The following is a 15,994-nucleotide window of genomic DNA, read 5'->3' on the forward strand; positions in this document are numbered from 1 at the left end:
GCCGGAAGTAGGGATAACCCCACTATGCGGGACGCGGCTGCTTACCGAACCTTTAACAGGGCCTAGACTCCCGTCCGTACAGATCGTCGGAGAAGCTGCTACGAGGTCAGGGAGCGAGGGGCGGACGTGTCGCAACCGGCCGTTCTCGCGTCGGACTACTTCCAGAGCTATTCGGTGGTCGGACTGCTCGCGGTCGTCGGCGTGCTGTTCGTCGCCGTCGCCTTCGGGGCGGGCCGACTGCTGCGGCCGGTGGTGCCGACGCCGGAGAAACTGCTCACCTATGAATGCGGTGTGGACCCCGTGGGCGAAGGCTGGGCACACACCCAGGTCCGTTACTACGTCTACGCGTTCCTCTATGTGGTCTTCGCCGTCGACTCGATCTTCCTGTTCCCCTGGGCGACCGTCTTCGCCGCCCCCGGATACGGTGCCACGACGCTGGTCGAGATGTTCATCTTCCTCGGCTTCCTGGCCGTAGGACTGCTCTACGCATGGAAGAAGGGCGTCCTGGAATGGACGTGACCCCCACTCCCGTACCCGAACTCCTGCCGACCGTGTCCGCCGTCGGTCCCGCCGGAAGCGGAGACGCGACCGGAGACGCGACCGGAAGCGGAAAGCGGCTCGGTGTGCTCTCCCGGCTGGCCCCGCAGCCCATGAAGGTGGTCCTCAACTGGGGCCGCCGCTACAGCCTCTGGGTCTTCAACTTCGGGCTCGCCTGCTGCGCGATCGAGTTCATCGCCGCCTCCATGGCCCGGCACGACTTCATCCGGCTCGGAGTGATCCCGTTCGCCCCGGGACCGCGCCAGGCCGACCTGATGGTCGTCTCCGGCACCGTCACGGACAAGATGGCGCCCGCCGTGAAGCGGCTGTACGAGCAGATGCCCGAGCCCAAGTACGTGATCTCCTTCGGCGCCTGCTCCAACTGCGGCGGGCCGTACTGGGACTCCTACTCCGTCACGAAGGGCGTCGACCAGGTCATCCCGGTCGATGTATACGTACCGGGCTGCCCGCCCCGCCCCGAGGCGCTGCTCCAGGGCATTCTGAAGCTCCAGGAGAAGATCGCCCGCGAATCGCTCGGCGAGCGCTACGCCTCGGCCGGCCGGCCCTCGGCCGCCGCACTGCGCAGCGGACTGGTCACCCCGCCACCGCCGCCGGCCCCGACGCCGGGGGAGGGCGCTTCGTGAACGCATACGACCGGCTGCCGGACGCCGCCGCCGAGATCTTCGGCGAGGGGGCCACGGCCGAGCGGACGTACGACCTGCTGACGGTCGATGTCCCCGCCGAGTCCTGGATCCCCGCCCTCGAAACGGCCCGCGACCAGCTGGGCTGCACCTACTTCGACTGGCTGAGCGCGGTCGACGAGCCGGGCACGGGCTTCCGTGTCTGTGCCCATGTCGTTGCCCTGGAGGGCGGTACGGTCCGCCGGCTGCTGGTCCGTACGACCGTCCCGCACGACACGGCCGTCCTGCCCACGGCCGTCGGGGTCTACGCGGGCGCGGGCTGGCACGAGCGGGAGACGCACGAGATGTTCGGCGTCTCCTTCTCCGGCCACCCCCATCTCGTTCCCCTCCTGCTGCCCGAGGAGTTCGAGGGGTACCCGCTGCGCAAGGACTTCGTCCTGGCGGCCCGCGTCGTCAAGGCCTGGCCGGGTGCGAAGGAGCCGGGGGAGTCCGAGCACGGCGGCCCCAAGCGGCGCCAGATGCTCCCGCCCGGTGTCCCCGACCCGAACGAGTGGGGCCCGCTCAAGGGCCAGTTGCCCCCGGCCCCGGCCCGCGCCGCCCGCACCCGCGCTGCGGGTGCGGGCGGCGCGGGTGCCGGAGGCGCGACGGGCGACCGCCCGGTCCGCCGCGCGCGCAGCGTCACACAGGGTTCGGCGAGCCAGCAGCCGGAGGGCCCGACCCCGGACGCGCCCTGGCGCAAACCCCCTCCGGCGACGGAGGACAACGGAAGCGCCACCGAACGCCCTGAGAACAAGGGTCCCCAGAGCGACGGTCCTCAGAGCGAAGGCCGTCAGAACGAGAGCCCCGAGAACGAGAGCCCCGAGAACGAGAGCCCCGAGAACGAGAGCCCCGAGAGCGACCGCCGCCCCGGAGGAGACGCGTGAACGACGTACTCGACGTCGCCCTCCGGCTGGTCGTCGTCTTCGCCGTGTTCCTGGTCGTTCCCCTCGTCGTCGGTCAGACCGAGCACAAGGTGATGGCCCATATGCAGGGCCGTCTCGGCCCCATGCACGCGGGCGGTTTCCACGGCTGGGCCCAACTCGTCGCGGACGGGGTGAAGTTCGCGCAGAAGGAGGATGTGGTCCCGGCCAACGCCGACCGCCGTATCTTCCAACTCGCCCCGGCCGTCGCCCTTCTCCCGTACCTCCTGGTGCTGGTCGCCATCCCCATCGGTCCGAGCGAGGGCGCGGTCGGCCAGGTCGTCGACGCGGGCATCTTCTTCGTGCTCGCCGTGATGGGCATCGGGGTGCTCGGCTCGCTCATGGCGGGCTGGGCCTCCGCCAACAAGTTCTCCCTTCTCGGCGGGCTGCGTACCGCCGCACAACTGCTCGCGTACGAGCTGCCGATGCTGCTCGCCGCCGCCTCCGTCGCGATGGCGGCCGGCACCGTCTCCCTGCCCGGCATCCTCAACGCCTTCGAGTGGTGGTGGCTGCCCTGGCAGATCGTCGGTGCCCTGGTCTTCTTCGTCGCGGGTCTCGCGGAACTCCAGCGCCCGCCCTTCGACATGCCGGTCGCCGACTCCGAGATCATCTTCGGCGCCTACACCGAATACACGGGCCTGCGCTTCGCGCTCTTCCTGCTCGCCGAGTACGCGGGCATCGTCGTCCTCTGCGGACTGACCACCGTCCTCTTCCTCGGCGGCTGGCACGGCCCGCTCGGCGCCGACGGACTCGGCTGGGTCTGGACGCTCCTCAAGACGGCCGTGCTCGCGTTCATCGTCATCTGGTTGCGCGTGAGCTACCCGCGGCTGCGTGAGGACCAGTTGCAGAAGCTCGCCTGGACCGTTCTCATCCCCCTCGCTCTCGCGCAGATCGCGCTCACCGGCATCGTGAAGGTGGCGATCAACTAGTGGCCCCCTCGTTTCCCGGCTCCGGCCTGGCCAAGGGCCTGGCCGTCACCCTGCGGACGATGACCAGGAAAACCGTCACCCGGCAGTATCCGGAAGCACAGCCCGAACTGCCGCCGCGTACCCGCGGGGTGATCGGACTGTTCGAGGAGAACTGCACGGTCTGCATGCTCTGCGCCCGTGAGTGCCCCGACTGGTGCATCTATATCGACTCCCACAAGGAGACGGTCCCGGCCGCCGCCCCCGGTGGCCGCGAGCGCAGCCGTAACGTCCTCGACCGGTTCGCCATCGACTTCGCGCTCTGCATGTACTGCGGTATCTGCATCGAGGTCTGTCCTTTCGACGCTCTCTTCTGGTCGCCGGAGTTCGAGTACTCGGAGACGGACATCCGTGACCTCACCCACGAGCGGGACAAGCTCCGCGAGTGGATGTGGACGGTGCCCGCGCCGCCCGCTCTCGACCCGGCCGCCGAGGAGCCGAAGGAGCTCGGCGCCGCCCGCAAGACCGCCGAGAAGCTCGCGACGGCTGCCCGGCGCGAGCCGGAACAGGAGGGGGGCGAGTGAGCCTCGCAGCGCACGGCTTCCTGTCACCCAGCGGGGTCGAGATCGCCTTCCTCCTCGTCGGTCTGGTCACCTTCGGCGCGGCCCTCGTCACCGTCACGACCAAACAGCTGGTGCACGCCGCCCTCTGGCTGGTTGTCACGCTCGGCGGCTTGGCCGTCGAATATCTGCTGCTCACGGCGGAGTTCATCGCCTGGGTGCAGGTCCTGATCTATCTCGGTTCCGTGGTGGTCCTCCTCCTCTTCGGGCTCATGCTCACCAAGGCGCCCATCGGCCGCTCCCCGGACGCCGATTCGGGCAACCGCCCGGTCGCCCTCGCGGTCGCCGTCGTCGCGGCCGTGTCCCTTGTCTGGGTGGTCGTCGACGCGTTCCGTACGACCTGGATCGACCTGGACGGGCCGGCCCAGGGCTCCACCGAAGTGACCGGTCACTTCCTGTTCCGCAACTGGGTGCTGCCCTTCGAGGCGCTCTCCGTGCTCCTGCTGGCCGCGCTCGTCGGCGCGATCGTGCTCTCCCGGAAACGCGGCGCGACAGCGAACAGCAACGCCCCGAAGGACAGCAGCGCCCCGAAGAACAGCACCGCCGCCAAGAACGGCACCGCCGCCAAGAACAGCCGTAGCGGTAAGGAGCAGCGCTGATGCATCTCGCCTATCCCGCCGTGCTCGCGGCCCTCCTGTTCTGCACCGGGCTGTACGGAGTGCTCGCGCGGCGCAACGCGATCCTCGTCCTGATGTCCGTCGAGCTGATGCTCAACGCCGTCAACCTCAATCTGGTCGCCTTCGACGTCTGGCTCCGCGACACCCTGCACGCCGGCCAGGCGCTCACCCTCTTCGTCATCGCCATCGCCGCCGCGGAGATCGGCATCGGCCTGGCGATCGTCCTGATGGTCTACCGCAACCGCGGCACCTCGGACATCGACAGACTCCGCGACACCGCGGAAGGCCCCGGCAGCCCCGACACCCCCGGGAGCGCCGGGCCGGAAGCGACCGACGCCCGCCCGGCGCAGAAGGCCGAGGCCACCGCGTGACCACCACGACCCTCGCCGTTCTCGTCCCCCTCCTGCCCTTCCTGGGCGCCGTCGCCGGGCTGCTGCTCGGCCGCGTCTCACCCGGGTTCGTACGCCCGCTGGCCATCCTGCCGACCCTGGCCGCCGCGGCGTTCGCCATCGTCGTGGCCGTACGCCAGGGCGGCGGCGACGGCGACGGGAAGGCACCGCTGGACGCGGCGACCCAGCTCACCCCCACCGGCTCGGTCCCCATCGACCTCGCCCTGCACATCGACGGCTTCGCGGCTCTGGTCGCCGTCCTCGTCGGCGTCGTCGCGTCGTGCGTGCAGATCTACTCGACGGGCTATCTGCGCGGCGACGCGCGTTACCCCTCGTACGCGGCTCTGGTCTCGCTCTTCACCTCCGCCATGCTGCTCGTCGTCTACTCCGGCGACCTGATGGTGCTGCTGGTCGGCTGGGAGATCATGGGCATCTGCTCGTACTTCCTCGTCGGCCACTACTGGGAGACGCCCGAGGCGCGCGCGGCCTCCCTCAAGGCCTTCCTCGTCACCAAGCTCGGTGATGTCCCCTTCCTGATCGGGCTGTTCGCGCTCGCCTCCGACGCCGGGACGTTCCGCATCACCGGCGTGCTGAAGACGGTCGCCGACGGCGGCCTCGACCACCCCACCCTGATCGCGCTGCTGCTGCTCGCGGGTGTGGCCGGCAAGTCCGCGCAGTTCCCTCTGCACACCTGGCTGCCCGACGCGATGGCGGGCCCCACACCCGTCTCCGCGCTGATCCACGCCGCGACGATGGTCGCCGCCGGTATCTACTTCGTGGCCCGGCTCCTCCCCGTCTTCGCCGCCTCGGCCGCCGCCCTGGTGGTGCTCGCCGTGATGGCCGCGATCACGATGGTCGGCTCGGCGCTCGCCGCCCTCGCGCAGGACGACATCAAGCGGGTCCTCGCCTACTCGACCATCGGCCAACTCGGCTATATGTCGGGCGCCCTGGCCGTGGGCGACCGTGGCGCGGCCGTCTTCCATCTCATCGCGCACGGCGCGTTCAAGGCGCTCCTCTTCCTCGGTGCCGGTGTGATCATCCATGCCGCCGGCACCAACTCGCTGGCCGCCATGTCCCGGATGCGCGGCCTCTCCCAACGCATCCCGGACGCCTACTGGACGGTGACGGTCGCACTGCTCGCGCTCGCCGCGATCCCTCCCTTCGCCGGCTTCTTCTCCAAGGAGTCGGTCCTCGTCGCCGCCGAGCACACGGCCTTCGGCGAATCCGGCGGCGCCGCCCCGGGAGCCGCGGGCTGGACCGTGCTGATCGCCGGGCTGCTCACCGCCCTCCTCACCGCCGCATACGCGGCCCGACTCTGGCTGCTCACCTTCCGCGGCCGGGGCACCGAGGTCCCCGACTACGGCAAGCAGCCCCTCTCCATGAACGCCGTCCTGTGGGTGCTCGCCATCCCCTCCATCGGCCTCGGTCTGGCCATCGGCTATCTCCCCGGCTGGTTCGACGGACACAGCCTCGCCCCGAACCTCACCACGTCCGTCCTGGGCACGGGCGTCGCACTCGTCGGCGGTCTGATCACCTACGGCTGCTGGCGGCACAGCTCGGCGCTGGCCTCCCGCACCCCCATCGGGGCCGTCGTCCACCACCCCGACACGGAGCCCGCCCTCGCGGAGAGGGAAGCCATCGAGATCCACACCCAGGTGTACGGCTCCATCGCGGGCGCCCCCGACCCCGCGGACCCCGCCCGCCTCCTGCTGGGGCCGCTCCACCGCCACGCGGCGGCCGGCTTCCATCTCGACGCCGTCTACCACCGTCTGTTCGTACGCCCCGTCCTGGCAGCCGCCCAGCTGGTCCGTTTCCTCGACCGCGAGGTCGTCGACACGTACGTACGCGGCGCGGGCACCGGCGCCGGCTGGCTCGGCACCGCCGTACGCCGCGCCCAGACCGGAAACGTGCAGACCTACCTCAGCGCCCTGCTGGCCGGCTCCGTCGTCCTGGCGATCGCCGCCGTACTCGTCGCCGCCGGAGCGTGAGCCGTGATCGATATCAGTGAGTCCGTGATGCAGTTCCTTCTCGCGTTGATCGTCGTCGGGCCGCTCATCGGGGCCGTCGCGGCGCTCCTCCCGGCCCCGCCAGGACTGCGGGGCAAGAGCCCCGACCAGGCCGTGCTGCGCCACGGCGTGACCGTGACCGGCGCGATCCTCATCGCCACGATCGTCCTGGCACTCGGCTTCGACCATGACCAGCCGTCAAAGATGCAGGCCACGACGGACATCAGCTGGATCGCGGCGCTGGACGTCCGGATCCACCTCGGCATCGACGGCATTTCCCTCCCCCTTCTGGTCCTGACCGCGCTGCTGACCTTCCTCTGCGCGCTCTACAGCTACTTCAAGCAGCGAGATCAGCGGCCGACGCCGCCGCCCAAGGGCCCCTCGCCCAAGGGATTCGTCGCCCTGCTGCTCCTGCTGGAGTCCGGCACGCTGGCGACCTTCGCCGTCCTCGACCTCGTGCTCTTCTTCCTGGCCTTCGAGATGGTGCTGATCCCGATGTACTTCCTCATCGCCCGCTGGGGCGGCTCGGAAGGCGTCACCGGCGGCAGGCAGGCCGCCGCCTGGAAATTCATCCTCTATACGCTGCTCGGCTCCGTGGTCATGCTGCTCGGCCTGCTGCTGATCGGGCTCAACGCGGGCACATTCGACATGGTGGCACTCGCCACTGACAACGGCCGTGGGCTCAGCACATCCGTGCAGCTCATCGCCGTTCTGGCGATCGGCCTCGGCCTCGCGGTCAAGACCCCGATGTGGCCGCTGCACAGCTGGCTGCCCGACGCCCACACCGCCGCCCCGACCGTCGGCTCGGTGCTCCTCGCCGGCGTGCTGCTCAAGATGGGTACGTACGGCTTCGTCCGTATCATCCTGCCCATCGCCCCCGACGGCATGCGGACCTTCGCGCCGTATCTCGCCGCCTTCGCCGTCGTCGGCATCATCTACGGCTCCCTGGCCTGTCTCGCCCTGGCCAAGCAGGGCGCGGGCGGCGACCTCAAACGGCTGATCGCGTACTCCTCCGTCGGCCACATGGGCTTCGTCCTGCTCGGCATCGCGACCATGACACCCACCGGAGTCAACGGCGCGCTCTTCGCCAACATCGCTCACGGCCTCATCACCGGCCTGCTGTTCTTCCTGGTCGGAGCCGTCAAGGAGCGGTACGGCAGCGCCGACCTGGACACGCTCGCCGGAGCGACAGGCGCCGCGCTCTACGGCCGCGCCCCCCGCCTCGGCGGCCTGCTCGCCTTCGCGGCCGTCGCCTCCCTCGGCCTGCCCGGCCTCGCCGGGTTCTGGGGTGAGATGCTCGCGATGTTCGGGGCCTTCAACCCCGCGGAGGGGCTGAGCCGCCCCGCCTTCCTCACCTTCATGGTGATCGCCGGCTTCGGCACGCTGCTCACCGCCGCGTATCTGCTGATCGTCGTACGCCGCGTCTGCATGGGCGCGCAACCGCAGGCAGCCCCGCGGGAAGCCCAGCGCGAGGCGCCGCGTGCAGGAGCGCCGGAGCCGGCGCGCTTCGCCGACGTCCAGACCTATGAGTTCGCCGCCTGGACCCCGCTCGTCGCCCTCACCGTCCTCGCCGGACTCTGGCCCGCGGTCCTGCTCGGCCTCACCGACCCCGCCGTGCAGAAGCTCCTCGCAGGAGGCAAGTCGTGAACGTGGCCGCCGAGAGCGCCGCCGCCGGCGCCAGCCTCGTCCAGTCGATCGACTGGCTCGCGATCGCGCCCCCCACCATCACGGCGGTGGTCGCCCTGGTCGTGCTGGTCGCCGATCTCTTCGTACCGGAGCACCGCAAACCGCTCCTCGGCGCTATCGCGATCGCCGGTCTCGTCGCCGGGCTCCTCACCCTCCTCCCGCTGCGCGCCGGTGACCGCTCGACGTTCTGCCTCACCGCCGACGCCGACGTCTGCAGCTACACCGCCGACCACTTCGCGCTGGTCATCCAGCTGCTGGTGCTCGGAGGAGCGCTGCTCACCGCGCTGATCTCGCTCCACGACAGCAGGAAACTCCCGGTAGGGGAGTACTGGTTCCTGCTGCTCGCCTCGGCCGCCGGCGCCGCGCTGCTGCCCGCCTCGCGTGATCTCGCCACTCTGGTCGTCGCCCTCGAAGTGGCGTCACTGCCCGTGTTCGCCCTCGTCGGACTGCGGCGCGGCGACCGGCTCTCCTCCGAGGCCGCGCTGAAGTTCTTCCTCTCGTCGGTGACCGCGACCGCCGTGATGCTGCTGGGCGTCAGCTTCGTGTACGCCGCGACCGGCACCCTCCACCTCACCCGGATCGCTGCGGAACTGGGCCATGTCCCCGGCCAGCTGGACACCCTCGCCAAGGCGGGCGTCGCCCTCACGCTCGTCGGCTTCGCCTTCAAGACGGCCGCCGCCCCGTTCCACTTCTGGGTGCCCGACACCTATGTGGGCGCGCCCCTGCCCATCGCCGGGTACCTCTCCGTCGTCGGGAAGGCGGTCGGCTTCTCCGGCCTCATCCTGGTGACCGTCATCGCGTTCCCCTCGTACCGGGAGGTGTGGGGCCCGGTCCTCGCGGTCATCGCCGCGCTCACCATGACCCTCGGCAATGTCGCCGCACTGCGGCAGTCGGCCACCCGCGCGTGGAGCGCGGTACGGCTGCTGGCCTGGTCGTCCGTGGCCCAGGCGGGCTATCTCCTGGTGCCGATCGCCGCCGCGGCGTACGCGGGCGGCGACCGGATCGGATCCACCGTCGCGTACGCCCTGATGTACGCCGTCGTGAACCTCGGCGCCTTCGCGGTCGTCGTGCTGGTGGCCCGTACGAAGCCGCTGAACCGCCTCGCCGACTACCAGGGCCTCTACGCGCGGCAGCCCCTCGTCGCCCTGGCGATGGGCTTCTTCCTGCTCTGCCTGGCCGGACTGCCGCCGGGCATCATCGGCCTGTTCGCCAAGGTCACGGTCTTCTCGACGGCCGTCGACGCCGGCCTCGGCTGGCTGGCCGTCATCATGGCCGCCAATGTGGTGATCGCGCTGTACTACTACCTCCAGTGGACGTCGGTCCTCTTCCGCGCGCCGGAGCCCGCTGAGGCCGGAAGCCCGGCCCCGGAGGCCGTTACCGGCGCGGCGGAGGCCGGCGACGTCGCCGTCACGATCGCGCTCACGGCCGCCGCCGCTGTCGCCCTCTCCGGGGTGCCCCAGCTCGTACTGCGCTTCGCCGGTACCGGCCTGTTCTGAGCCCCGTACCGAGCCCGTACGCCGGGTCGTCCGTACCCCGTACGCCGGGTCGCGCAGCACCACGCCCGCACCACCTCCCCGTACCACCGCCACCCGGACGGCGTACGCCCCTGTCCGGCCGCACAAGGGAACCCGTGCCGCCCGCCTGGCGTTGACCAGTACGGAAGGGTCCACTGAAGAGTGGAGCAGCACCAGCAAAGGGTTCCCCTGCCGCACCACTTGGAGGGCGTACCGTGCACCGCCGGCACAACGGGCTCAGGACCGCCGTACTCCTCGGGGGACTGTCCGCACTCATCATCGCGATCGGCAGTTTCTTCGGCAGTACGGGCCTGATCGTCGCGCTTCTCGTGGCGATCGGCACGAACGCGTACGCCTACTGGAACAGCGACAAGCTGTCCCTGCGCGCCATGCGCGCGCGCCCCGTCAGCGAGTTCGAGGCGCCTCAGCTCTACCGCATCGTCCGTGAGCTCTCGACCGCCGCCCGCCAGCCCATGCCACGGCTCTACATCTCGCCCACCCAGGCCCCCAACGCCTTCGCCACCGGCCGTAGCCCGCGCAACGCCGCCGTCTGCTGTACGGAAGGCATTCTCCAGATCCTGGACGAGCGCGAGCTGCGCGGAGTCCTCGGCCATGAGCTGAGCCATGTCTACAATCGGGACATCCTGATCTCGTCCGTCGCGGGAGCCCTCGCCTCAGTGGTGATGTTCCTGGTGAACTTCGCCTGGCTGATCCCCATCGGCCGGTCCGACGACGATGACGGCCCCGGCATCTTCGGCATGCTGCTGATCATGATTCTGGGCCCGCTCGCGGCCTCGGTCATCCAACTGGCGGTGAGCCGCTCGCGGGAGTATGAGGCCGATGCCTCGGGCGCCCGGATCACCGGTGACCCCCTCGCTCTGGCCAGCGCGCTGCGTAAACTTGACGCGGGGACGAAACAGCTTCCGCTGCCGCCCGAGCCACGGATCGAGACCGCGAGTCACATGATGATCGCGAACCCCTTCCGGCCCGGGGAAGGGGTCTCGAAGCTGTTTTCCACCCACCCGCCGATGGCGGAGCGCATCGCCCGGCTGGAACAGATGGCAGGTCGTCAACCATGAAGACAATCCTGAACGTCATATGGCTCGTACTGTGCGGCTTCTGGATGTGCCTCGGGTATGTGCTGGCGGGGTTGCTGCTCTGCATCACGATCATCGGCATCCCCTTCGGGGTGGCCGCGTTCCGTATCGGTATCTTCGCCCTGTGGCCCTTCGGCTATATGGCGGTCGACCGCCGCGACGCGGGAGCGCCCTCGTGCGTCGGCAATGTGCTGTGGCTGGTCCTCGCGGGCTGGTGGCTCGCCCTGGGCCATGTCTTCACCGGCATCGCCCTCTGCGTCACGATCATCGGAATCCCGCTCGGCCTGGCCAACTTCAAGCTGATTCCCATCTCGCTGATGCCGCTCGGCAAGGAAATCGTCCCCACCGACCAGCCGTTCGCGGCCCGCTGACCGGCCGCAGACCGCCCCCTGGCCGCCTGCTGATCGGCCACTGCCCCCGCCTTGCGTTTTCCCCGAATCGCCGCTATTCGCCGCGAGTGGTACGAGTTCTGTCCGGCCGGGCGGAATCCAGGTGCAACCGCCACCCGCCCGTACCGCGTCTTCCCAGGCACGACCGTACGAAAGGCAGGTTCAAGGCATGGGTGTCATCAGCTGGATCATTCTGGGACTTCTCGCCGGAGCCGCCGCCAAGATTCTGCTCCCCGGCCGGGACCCGGGCGGACTGGTCGGTACGACCCTCATCGGTATCGCGGGAGCCTTCATCGGCGGCTGGATCTCGGCGCGGTGGCTCGACCATCCCATCAGCAAGGAGTTCTACGACGGGGCGACGTGGATCTCGGCCATCGGCGGCGCTCTTGTGCTGCTCGTTCTCTACCGAGTTATTTTCGGCCACTCCCGAGCGCGCTGATCGGCCACTTCCGAGCGCGCCGGCCTCGACCCGCCGACTCCGCTACGTGAGGCCGGTCTCGCGCAGGGTGATGTTCAACCGGCCGCCGCGCAGGCCCGTGGCCGGGGCGGCCGTATCCGGATAGACCTTGGGCACCCCGTGGTACGCGAACCGCGACGGTCCCCCGAAGACGAAGAGGTCCCCGGAGGAGAGTTCGACATCCGTGTACGGCCGCCCCCGGCTCTCCGTATTGCCGAAGCGGAAGACACACCGGTCGCCGATGCTCAGGGACACCACCGGCGCCCCGGACTTCTCGTCCTTGTCCTGGTGCATCCCCATCTTGGCGCCGCCCTCGTAGAAGTTGATCAGCGCCGTGTCCGGGGTGTACGCCGCGCCGGCCGCCGGATCGCCGTACGCCTCCACCAGCGCCTCGCGCCCCAACTCGACGAGCCAGTCCGGGAACTCCGCGACCCGCGCGCCGTTCACATCGCCCGCGGTACGGGTGTACGCGTACGGCTGCCAGTGCCAGCCCACGCAGACGGTCTGTACGGACATCACACCGCTGTTCGGCAGCACCGTGTGCCGGATCGGTACCGGCCCTCGGGCCCAGCCACGGCAAGCGTCCACCAGTTCCCGCTGCCGCTCATCCGACAGCCAGGAGGGCACGTGCACGGCGCCGGGAGCGACGACGGCTCGCGGCCTCGGGAACAGGTCCCCGCTCATCGCACCAGCGCGCCCTCCAGGCCGAGGAGCCGCTCCTTGCTGTCCACCCCGCCCGCGTACCCCCGCAGCGCCCCGTCCGCGCCGATCACCCGATGACACGGCCGTACGACGAGCAGCGGATTCCGCCCGATCGCGGTCCCCACGGCCCGCACCCCGGCCCCGGACGAGCCGACCTGCCCGGCGATCTGCCCGTACGTCACGGTCTCGCCGTACGGAATGGCGTCCACCGCCTGCCAGACCCGCCGCTGGAAGTCCGTACCGCTGTCCGTGTACTCGATCCGGAACCGCGTGAGCGTGCCCTCGAAGTACGACCTGAGCTGTCCGGTGATCTCCTCGAACGCCTCCGGCGCCCGGACCCATCCGTCCTGGACGACGGCCGCGCCCTTCTGTCCCCGCAGCGAGAGCGAGGCAAGCGCGACGCCGCCCTTCGCGGTGGCGGACTCCTCGCCGACGAGCAGCAGTTCGCCCAGGGGGCTGTCGATCGTCGTGTACATGGTCCCGGTCATCACTCGTTCCTCTCCTCGCAGAGCGTTCAGCTGTCCACGAGTCGCGTTCAGCAGTCCCGTTCAGCTGCTACGAGTAACGAGTCTCCGCCTCCCGAACCGCGGAAGCTGGCGGAATTCGGACAGCGCGCCCGGCGGCGGCGGCCGGCGCGGGTGCGGAGCGCCCGCCCGCACCCGCGCCGGCCACATCACCCGTCGCCGTCCACATCAGCGGTCGCCGCCTACGCCACCGGTCGTTCCCGCGTCACCGGTAGTTCACGAACTGGAGCGCGAAGTCGAAGTCCTGCCCCTTGAGCAGGGAGATCACGGTCTGCAGGTCGTCGCGGCTCTTCGAGCTGACCCGCAGCTCTTCGCCCTGCACCTGCGCCTTGACGCCCTTGGGGCCCTCATCGCGGATGATCTTCGCGACCTTCTTGGCGTTGTCCTGGGAGATGCCTTCCTCGATCGACGCGAAGATCTTGTACTCCTTGCCGGACAGCTGGGGCTCGCCCGCGTCCAGCGCCTTGAGGGAGATCCCGCGCTTGATCAGCTTGGACTGGAAGACGTCGAGGATCGCGCTGACCCGTTCCTCCGAGTTCGCCTGCATGAGGATCTTCTCGCCGGACCAGCCGATCGAGGCGCCGACGTTCTTGAAGTCGTAACGCTGCGAGATCTCCTTCGCTGCCTGGTTGAGGGCGTTGTCGATCTCCTGCCGCTCGACCTTCGAGACGATGTCGAAACTGGAGTCGGCCATGTCCTGTGGCTCCTTGTATCGGTGCTGTTCGGGTGCTCATCGCATGCTCGCTGAGCGACCGGACACCGCCGGCCGCTGCCGTAAAGCCTAGTCACCCACGCCCGTCCCGAGTGCTGATCAATCCGGTGGCAGAGCACCCCCGGGCATCGGGTATCGTTTACGTCGTTGCCAGGGAGCACCGCCCACAGCGGCCTCTCCACCAGGCAACGACATCCCATGGCGGTGTGCCCGAGTGGCCAATGGGAGCGGACTGTAAATCCGTCGGCTTAGCCTTCCCAGGTTCGAATCCTGGCGCCGCCACGCGATAAAAACGGCCCCTGATCTGCGGAAACGCAGGCCAGGGGCCGCTTTCTTGTGGGAAGAGACGACGGCCGTATGGCGAAGGTCATACAGCCATGAGGCCGCTCGGCCACCTTCGTTCACCGGAGAAGTGCAACCGGGCCTGGTGGGAAGGGCGCAGGTGGGAAGGGCGAAAGTGGGAAGGGTGCAGGCCCCGGACGGCCTTGCGCGGCCAATGCGTTCACCGGGCAATACGTCGAAGGCCCGACCGGGAACGGGAATCCGGTCGGGCCTTCGACGTAGGTGATCGCGGCCCCGGTACCAGTCCTTGGATATCAGTCCTTGGACCGTGTGCCGGGACGAGGAGCTTTCTCAGCCGGTCCGGCGGAGAGATAGGTGGTGCGAATGACGCCGGCGTCGGACTTCGGGCCGCTCCGAGTGGCCGACGTCGCTTCCAGTAGTCGGGAGGTCTTGGGGTCGATGATCAGGCGACTGCTCCCGTACCCCATCTTCAGTTCCACGGCGGTGCCGCTGCGTCCCGCACTGTCCTTGACATGGCCGACCAGGCCTACGTCCGGGATGTCGGCGAGGACCTCGAAGAGCGCGGCACGCAGCCGGGGGCCCGCGGGTGCGTTACTCAGAAGAGAATCGATGCCGTTGAAGAGATTCTTCTCGGCGTCGGGTCCGGTGGCTCCATTGAGGAGCTTTGCCCTGAGCGCCTTCGGCTCCGTCGGAAGGGTCTTCAGCTCGTCCCAGGTGATGATCTCGCTGTTGACCCGGCCGGACACGATCGGGCCAACACGCCACGATGTCTGCTCATGGCGACCGGGCTGTGCGACGTGGTAGCCGTTGGTCATCCGCGCACGGCCATTGGATGCCAGGGACCAGCCATTTGCCAGACCTGTGAACTCCATGACCTCGCTGTCGCCGAGGCCCGCGAGGAACCAACTGTTCCGGCCGAGCCACTCGGTCCGGGTCTCCGTGGGGTACACCCGACCGGGAAGCCCGGAGGTGACCCACGTACGCTTCTTCACCTTCCAGTACGGGGCGTTGGAGACGGACTTGGCACCAGCGGTGTCCGCCACGCTGTGGAGGAAACTCGCCGCGTCGGCCTCGGCTGCCGGCGGGCTGCTTCCGATACCGACGATGGGGTAGACGGCCGCGCCTGTCGCGATGGCCGCAACCGCCGCGGCGGAGACCAGGATCCGCCGCATACGGTCGCGCCGGGAGGCGAGGGGCACCACCGTGTCGCTCTTCGCCGCGGCGGCGCGTACCGCCGTGAGTGCGGCGCTGACGGCCGCGGGGCTCGGCGGGGCGACGTCGGCCGCGGCCCGCAGACGGTCGGCGCCGGGGAAGTCGAGGACGTCCACCTCGTGCTTGGTCATGCGAAGTCTCCTGTCAGCGAAAGCGATGGGGTGGAGTCGAGCGCGGCGCGCAGCCGGGTACGGGCGCGGTGCAGCCGAGAGCGGGCCGTGCCCGCGGGGATGCCGACCACGGCGGCGGCCTCCGAGGGCGTGAGCTGCTCCCAGGCGACGAGCAACAGCAGTTCGCGTTCCACGTTCGGCAGACCGGCCAGTGTGTGGCGGATCAGCGGCGCGACCGCCGCGGCGTCAAGTCGCTGGTCGATCGCGTGCCACGGATCGCTGCTCTCCTCGTTTCCGGGGAGCGCCCTCGCGTCCCGTTCGTGTCGGCGCCGGTGCGCGGCCAGCACGTTCCTGGCCACTCCGAAGAGCCAGGTGCGCGACGTGCCGCGGTTCACGTCGTACGTACCGCGGCCTGTGAAGGCCTGCAGCCATACCTCTGCCAGCAGATCGTCCGCGGCTCCCGGCGCCCGACGCGACAGATAGCCGTGCAGCGCCCCCGAATGCCGTACCACCAACAGCTCGAACGCCTCGGGCTCCCGTATCGAGCGGGTGAGTAGATCTTCGTCCGTTTCCACCGGACCTCCCATCGTCGCCGCGTGGACAGCGGCCTCACC

Annotated in this window: 18 protein-coding genes and 1 tRNA gene; 14 read left to right on the forward strand and 5 right to left on the reverse strand. The window is 69.6% G+C overall.

Translation table 11 applies throughout. The features are described 5' to 3' along the window. Nucleotides 1-126 precede the first annotated feature (126 nt). The 13 genes from ACIRQP_RS07290 (at nucleotide 127) to ACIRQP_RS07350 (ending at nucleotide 11,799) form a co-directional block, all read left to right on the forward strand. The gene (locus ACIRQP_RS07290; RefSeq protein WP_403884782.1) at nucleotides 127-519 is read left to right on the forward strand and encodes an NADH-quinone oxidoreductase subunit A; all 393 of its coding nucleotides are present in this window, start codon (nucleotides 127-129) and stop codon (nucleotides 517-519) included. Then, on the forward strand, nucleotides 510-1,181 hold the full coding sequence (locus tag ACIRQP_RS07295) for an NADH-quinone oxidoreductase subunit B (protein WP_403884785.1): 672 nt from the start codon (nucleotides 510-512) through the stop codon (nucleotides 1,179-1,181). The genes ACIRQP_RS07290 and ACIRQP_RS07295 overlap by 10 nt, the downstream gene beginning before the upstream one ends. Beyond that, nucleotides 1,178-2,101 carry an NADH-quinone oxidoreductase subunit C gene (locus ACIRQP_RS07300; RefSeq protein ID WP_403884788.1) on the forward strand — a complete coding sequence of 308 codons (924 nt, stop codon included), beginning with the start codon at nucleotides 1,178-1,180 and terminating at the stop codon, nucleotides 2,099-2,101. The genes ACIRQP_RS07295 and ACIRQP_RS07300 overlap by 4 nt, the downstream gene beginning before the upstream one ends. Further along, the gene (locus ACIRQP_RS07305; RefSeq protein WP_403884791.1) at nucleotides 2,098-3,066 is read left to right on the forward strand and encodes an NADH-quinone oxidoreductase subunit H; all 969 of its coding nucleotides are present in this window, start codon (nucleotides 2,098-2,100) and stop codon (nucleotides 3,064-3,066) included. The genes ACIRQP_RS07300 and ACIRQP_RS07305 overlap by 4 nt, the downstream gene beginning before the upstream one ends. After that, nucleotides 3,066-3,626: a NuoI/complex I 23 kDa subunit family protein gene (locus tag ACIRQP_RS07310; protein ID WP_403884794.1), complete on the forward strand. Its 561-nt coding sequence runs from the start codon at nucleotides 3,066-3,068 to the stop codon at nucleotides 3,624-3,626. The genes ACIRQP_RS07305 and ACIRQP_RS07310 overlap by 1 nt, the downstream gene beginning before the upstream one ends. Next, a complete protein-coding gene (locus tag ACIRQP_RS07315; RefSeq protein ID WP_403884797.1) occupies nucleotides 3,623-4,261 on the forward strand; it encodes an NADH-quinone oxidoreductase subunit J in 639 nt (212 codons plus the stop codon). Before ACIRQP_RS07310 ends, ACIRQP_RS07315 begins: the two co-directional genes overlap by 4 nt. Further along, on the forward strand, nucleotides 4,261-4,650 hold the full coding sequence (gene nuoK / locus ACIRQP_RS07320) for an NADH-quinone oxidoreductase subunit NuoK (RefSeq protein WP_403884800.1): 390 nt from the start codon (nucleotides 4,261-4,263) through the stop codon (nucleotides 4,648-4,650). Before ACIRQP_RS07315 ends, nuoK begins: the two co-directional genes overlap by 1 nt. Continuing rightward, nucleotides 4,647-6,656, forward strand: a complete 2,010-nt coding sequence (locus tag ACIRQP_RS07325; protein ID WP_403884803.1) for an NADH-quinone oxidoreductase subunit L — start codon at nucleotides 4,647-4,649, stop codon at nucleotides 6,654-6,656. Before nuoK ends, ACIRQP_RS07325 begins: the two co-directional genes overlap by 4 nt. A gap of 27 nt (nucleotides 6,657-6,683) precedes the next feature. Continuing rightward, nucleotides 6,684-8,321: an NADH-quinone oxidoreductase subunit M gene (locus ACIRQP_RS07330; RefSeq protein WP_403885379.1), complete on the forward strand. Its 1,638-nt coding sequence runs from the start codon at nucleotides 6,684-6,686 to the stop codon at nucleotides 8,319-8,321. After that, entirely contained in the window at nucleotides 8,318-9,856 is a 1,539-nt protein-coding gene (locus tag ACIRQP_RS07335) for an NADH-quinone oxidoreductase subunit N (protein WP_403884806.1), read from the forward strand. The genes ACIRQP_RS07330 and ACIRQP_RS07335 overlap by 4 nt, the downstream gene beginning before the upstream one ends. Before the next feature lie 233 nt (nucleotides 9,857-10,089). After that, complete coding sequence (htpX, locus tag ACIRQP_RS07340; RefSeq protein WP_403884809.1) at nucleotides 10,090-10,953, forward strand: zinc metalloprotease HtpX; 864 nt, start codon at nucleotides 10,090-10,092, stop codon at nucleotides 10,951-10,953. Then, the gene (locus tag ACIRQP_RS07345; RefSeq protein WP_403884812.1) at nucleotides 10,950-11,342 is read left to right on the forward strand and encodes a YccF domain-containing protein; all 393 of its coding nucleotides are present in this window, start codon (nucleotides 10,950-10,952) and stop codon (nucleotides 11,340-11,342) included. The genes htpX and ACIRQP_RS07345 overlap by 4 nt, the downstream gene beginning before the upstream one ends. 187 nt (nucleotides 11,343-11,529) lie before the next feature. Further along, nucleotides 11,530-11,799, forward strand: coding sequence for a GlsB/YeaQ/YmgE family stress response membrane protein (locus tag ACIRQP_RS07350; RefSeq protein WP_403884815.1), 270 nt, complete (start codon nucleotides 11,530-11,532; stop codon nucleotides 11,797-11,799). Nucleotides 11,800-11,841: 42 nt separating this feature from the next. Here the strand turns inward: ACIRQP_RS07350 and ACIRQP_RS07355 are convergent, their stop codons facing one another. The 3 genes from ACIRQP_RS07355 to ACIRQP_RS07365 all read right to left on the reverse strand — a co-directional run bounded on the left by ACIRQP_RS07355 (nucleotide 11,842) and on the right by ACIRQP_RS07365 (nucleotide 13,737). Beyond that, a complete protein-coding gene (locus ACIRQP_RS07355; protein ID WP_403884818.1) occupies nucleotides 11,842-12,501 on the reverse strand; it encodes an alpha-ketoglutarate-dependent dioxygenase AlkB family protein in 660 nt (219 codons plus the stop codon). Beyond that, a complete protein-coding gene (locus ACIRQP_RS07360; protein ID WP_403884820.1) occupies nucleotides 12,498-13,007 on the reverse strand; it encodes a methylated-DNA--[protein]-cysteine S-methyltransferase in 510 nt (169 codons plus the stop codon). The genes ACIRQP_RS07355 and ACIRQP_RS07360 overlap by 4 nt, the downstream gene beginning before the upstream one ends. A gap of 241 nt (nucleotides 13,008-13,248) precedes the next feature. Then, nucleotides 13,249-13,737, reverse strand: coding sequence for a YajQ family cyclic di-GMP-binding protein (locus ACIRQP_RS07365; RefSeq protein WP_403884823.1), 489 nt, complete (start codon nucleotides 13,735-13,737; stop codon nucleotides 13,249-13,251). A gap of 218 nt (nucleotides 13,738-13,955) precedes the next feature. Between ACIRQP_RS07365 and ACIRQP_RS07370 the strand changes: the two genes are divergently transcribed. Further along, nucleotides 13,956-14,037: transfer RNA gene (locus tag ACIRQP_RS07370), tRNA-Tyr, on the forward strand. A gap of 314 nt (nucleotides 14,038-14,351) precedes the next feature. Here the strand turns inward: ACIRQP_RS07370 and ACIRQP_RS07375 are convergent. Further along, on the reverse strand, nucleotides 14,352-15,401 hold the full coding sequence (locus ACIRQP_RS07375; RefSeq protein ID WP_403884826.1) for a CU044_5270 family protein: 1,050 nt from the start codon (nucleotides 15,399-15,401) through the stop codon (nucleotides 14,352-14,354). Next, entirely contained in the window at nucleotides 15,398-15,955 is a 558-nt protein-coding gene (locus ACIRQP_RS07380; protein WP_403884829.1) for an RNA polymerase sigma factor, read from the reverse strand. The genes ACIRQP_RS07375 and ACIRQP_RS07380 overlap by 4 nt, the downstream gene beginning before the upstream one ends. Nucleotides 15,956-15,994 lie beyond the last annotated feature (39 nt).

Origin of the sequence: Streptomyces sp. NPDC102274, assembly GCF_044766385.1 — a bacterium.
Taxonomy (GTDB): domain Bacteria; phylum Actinomycetota; class Actinomycetes; order Streptomycetales; family Streptomycetaceae; genus Streptomyces.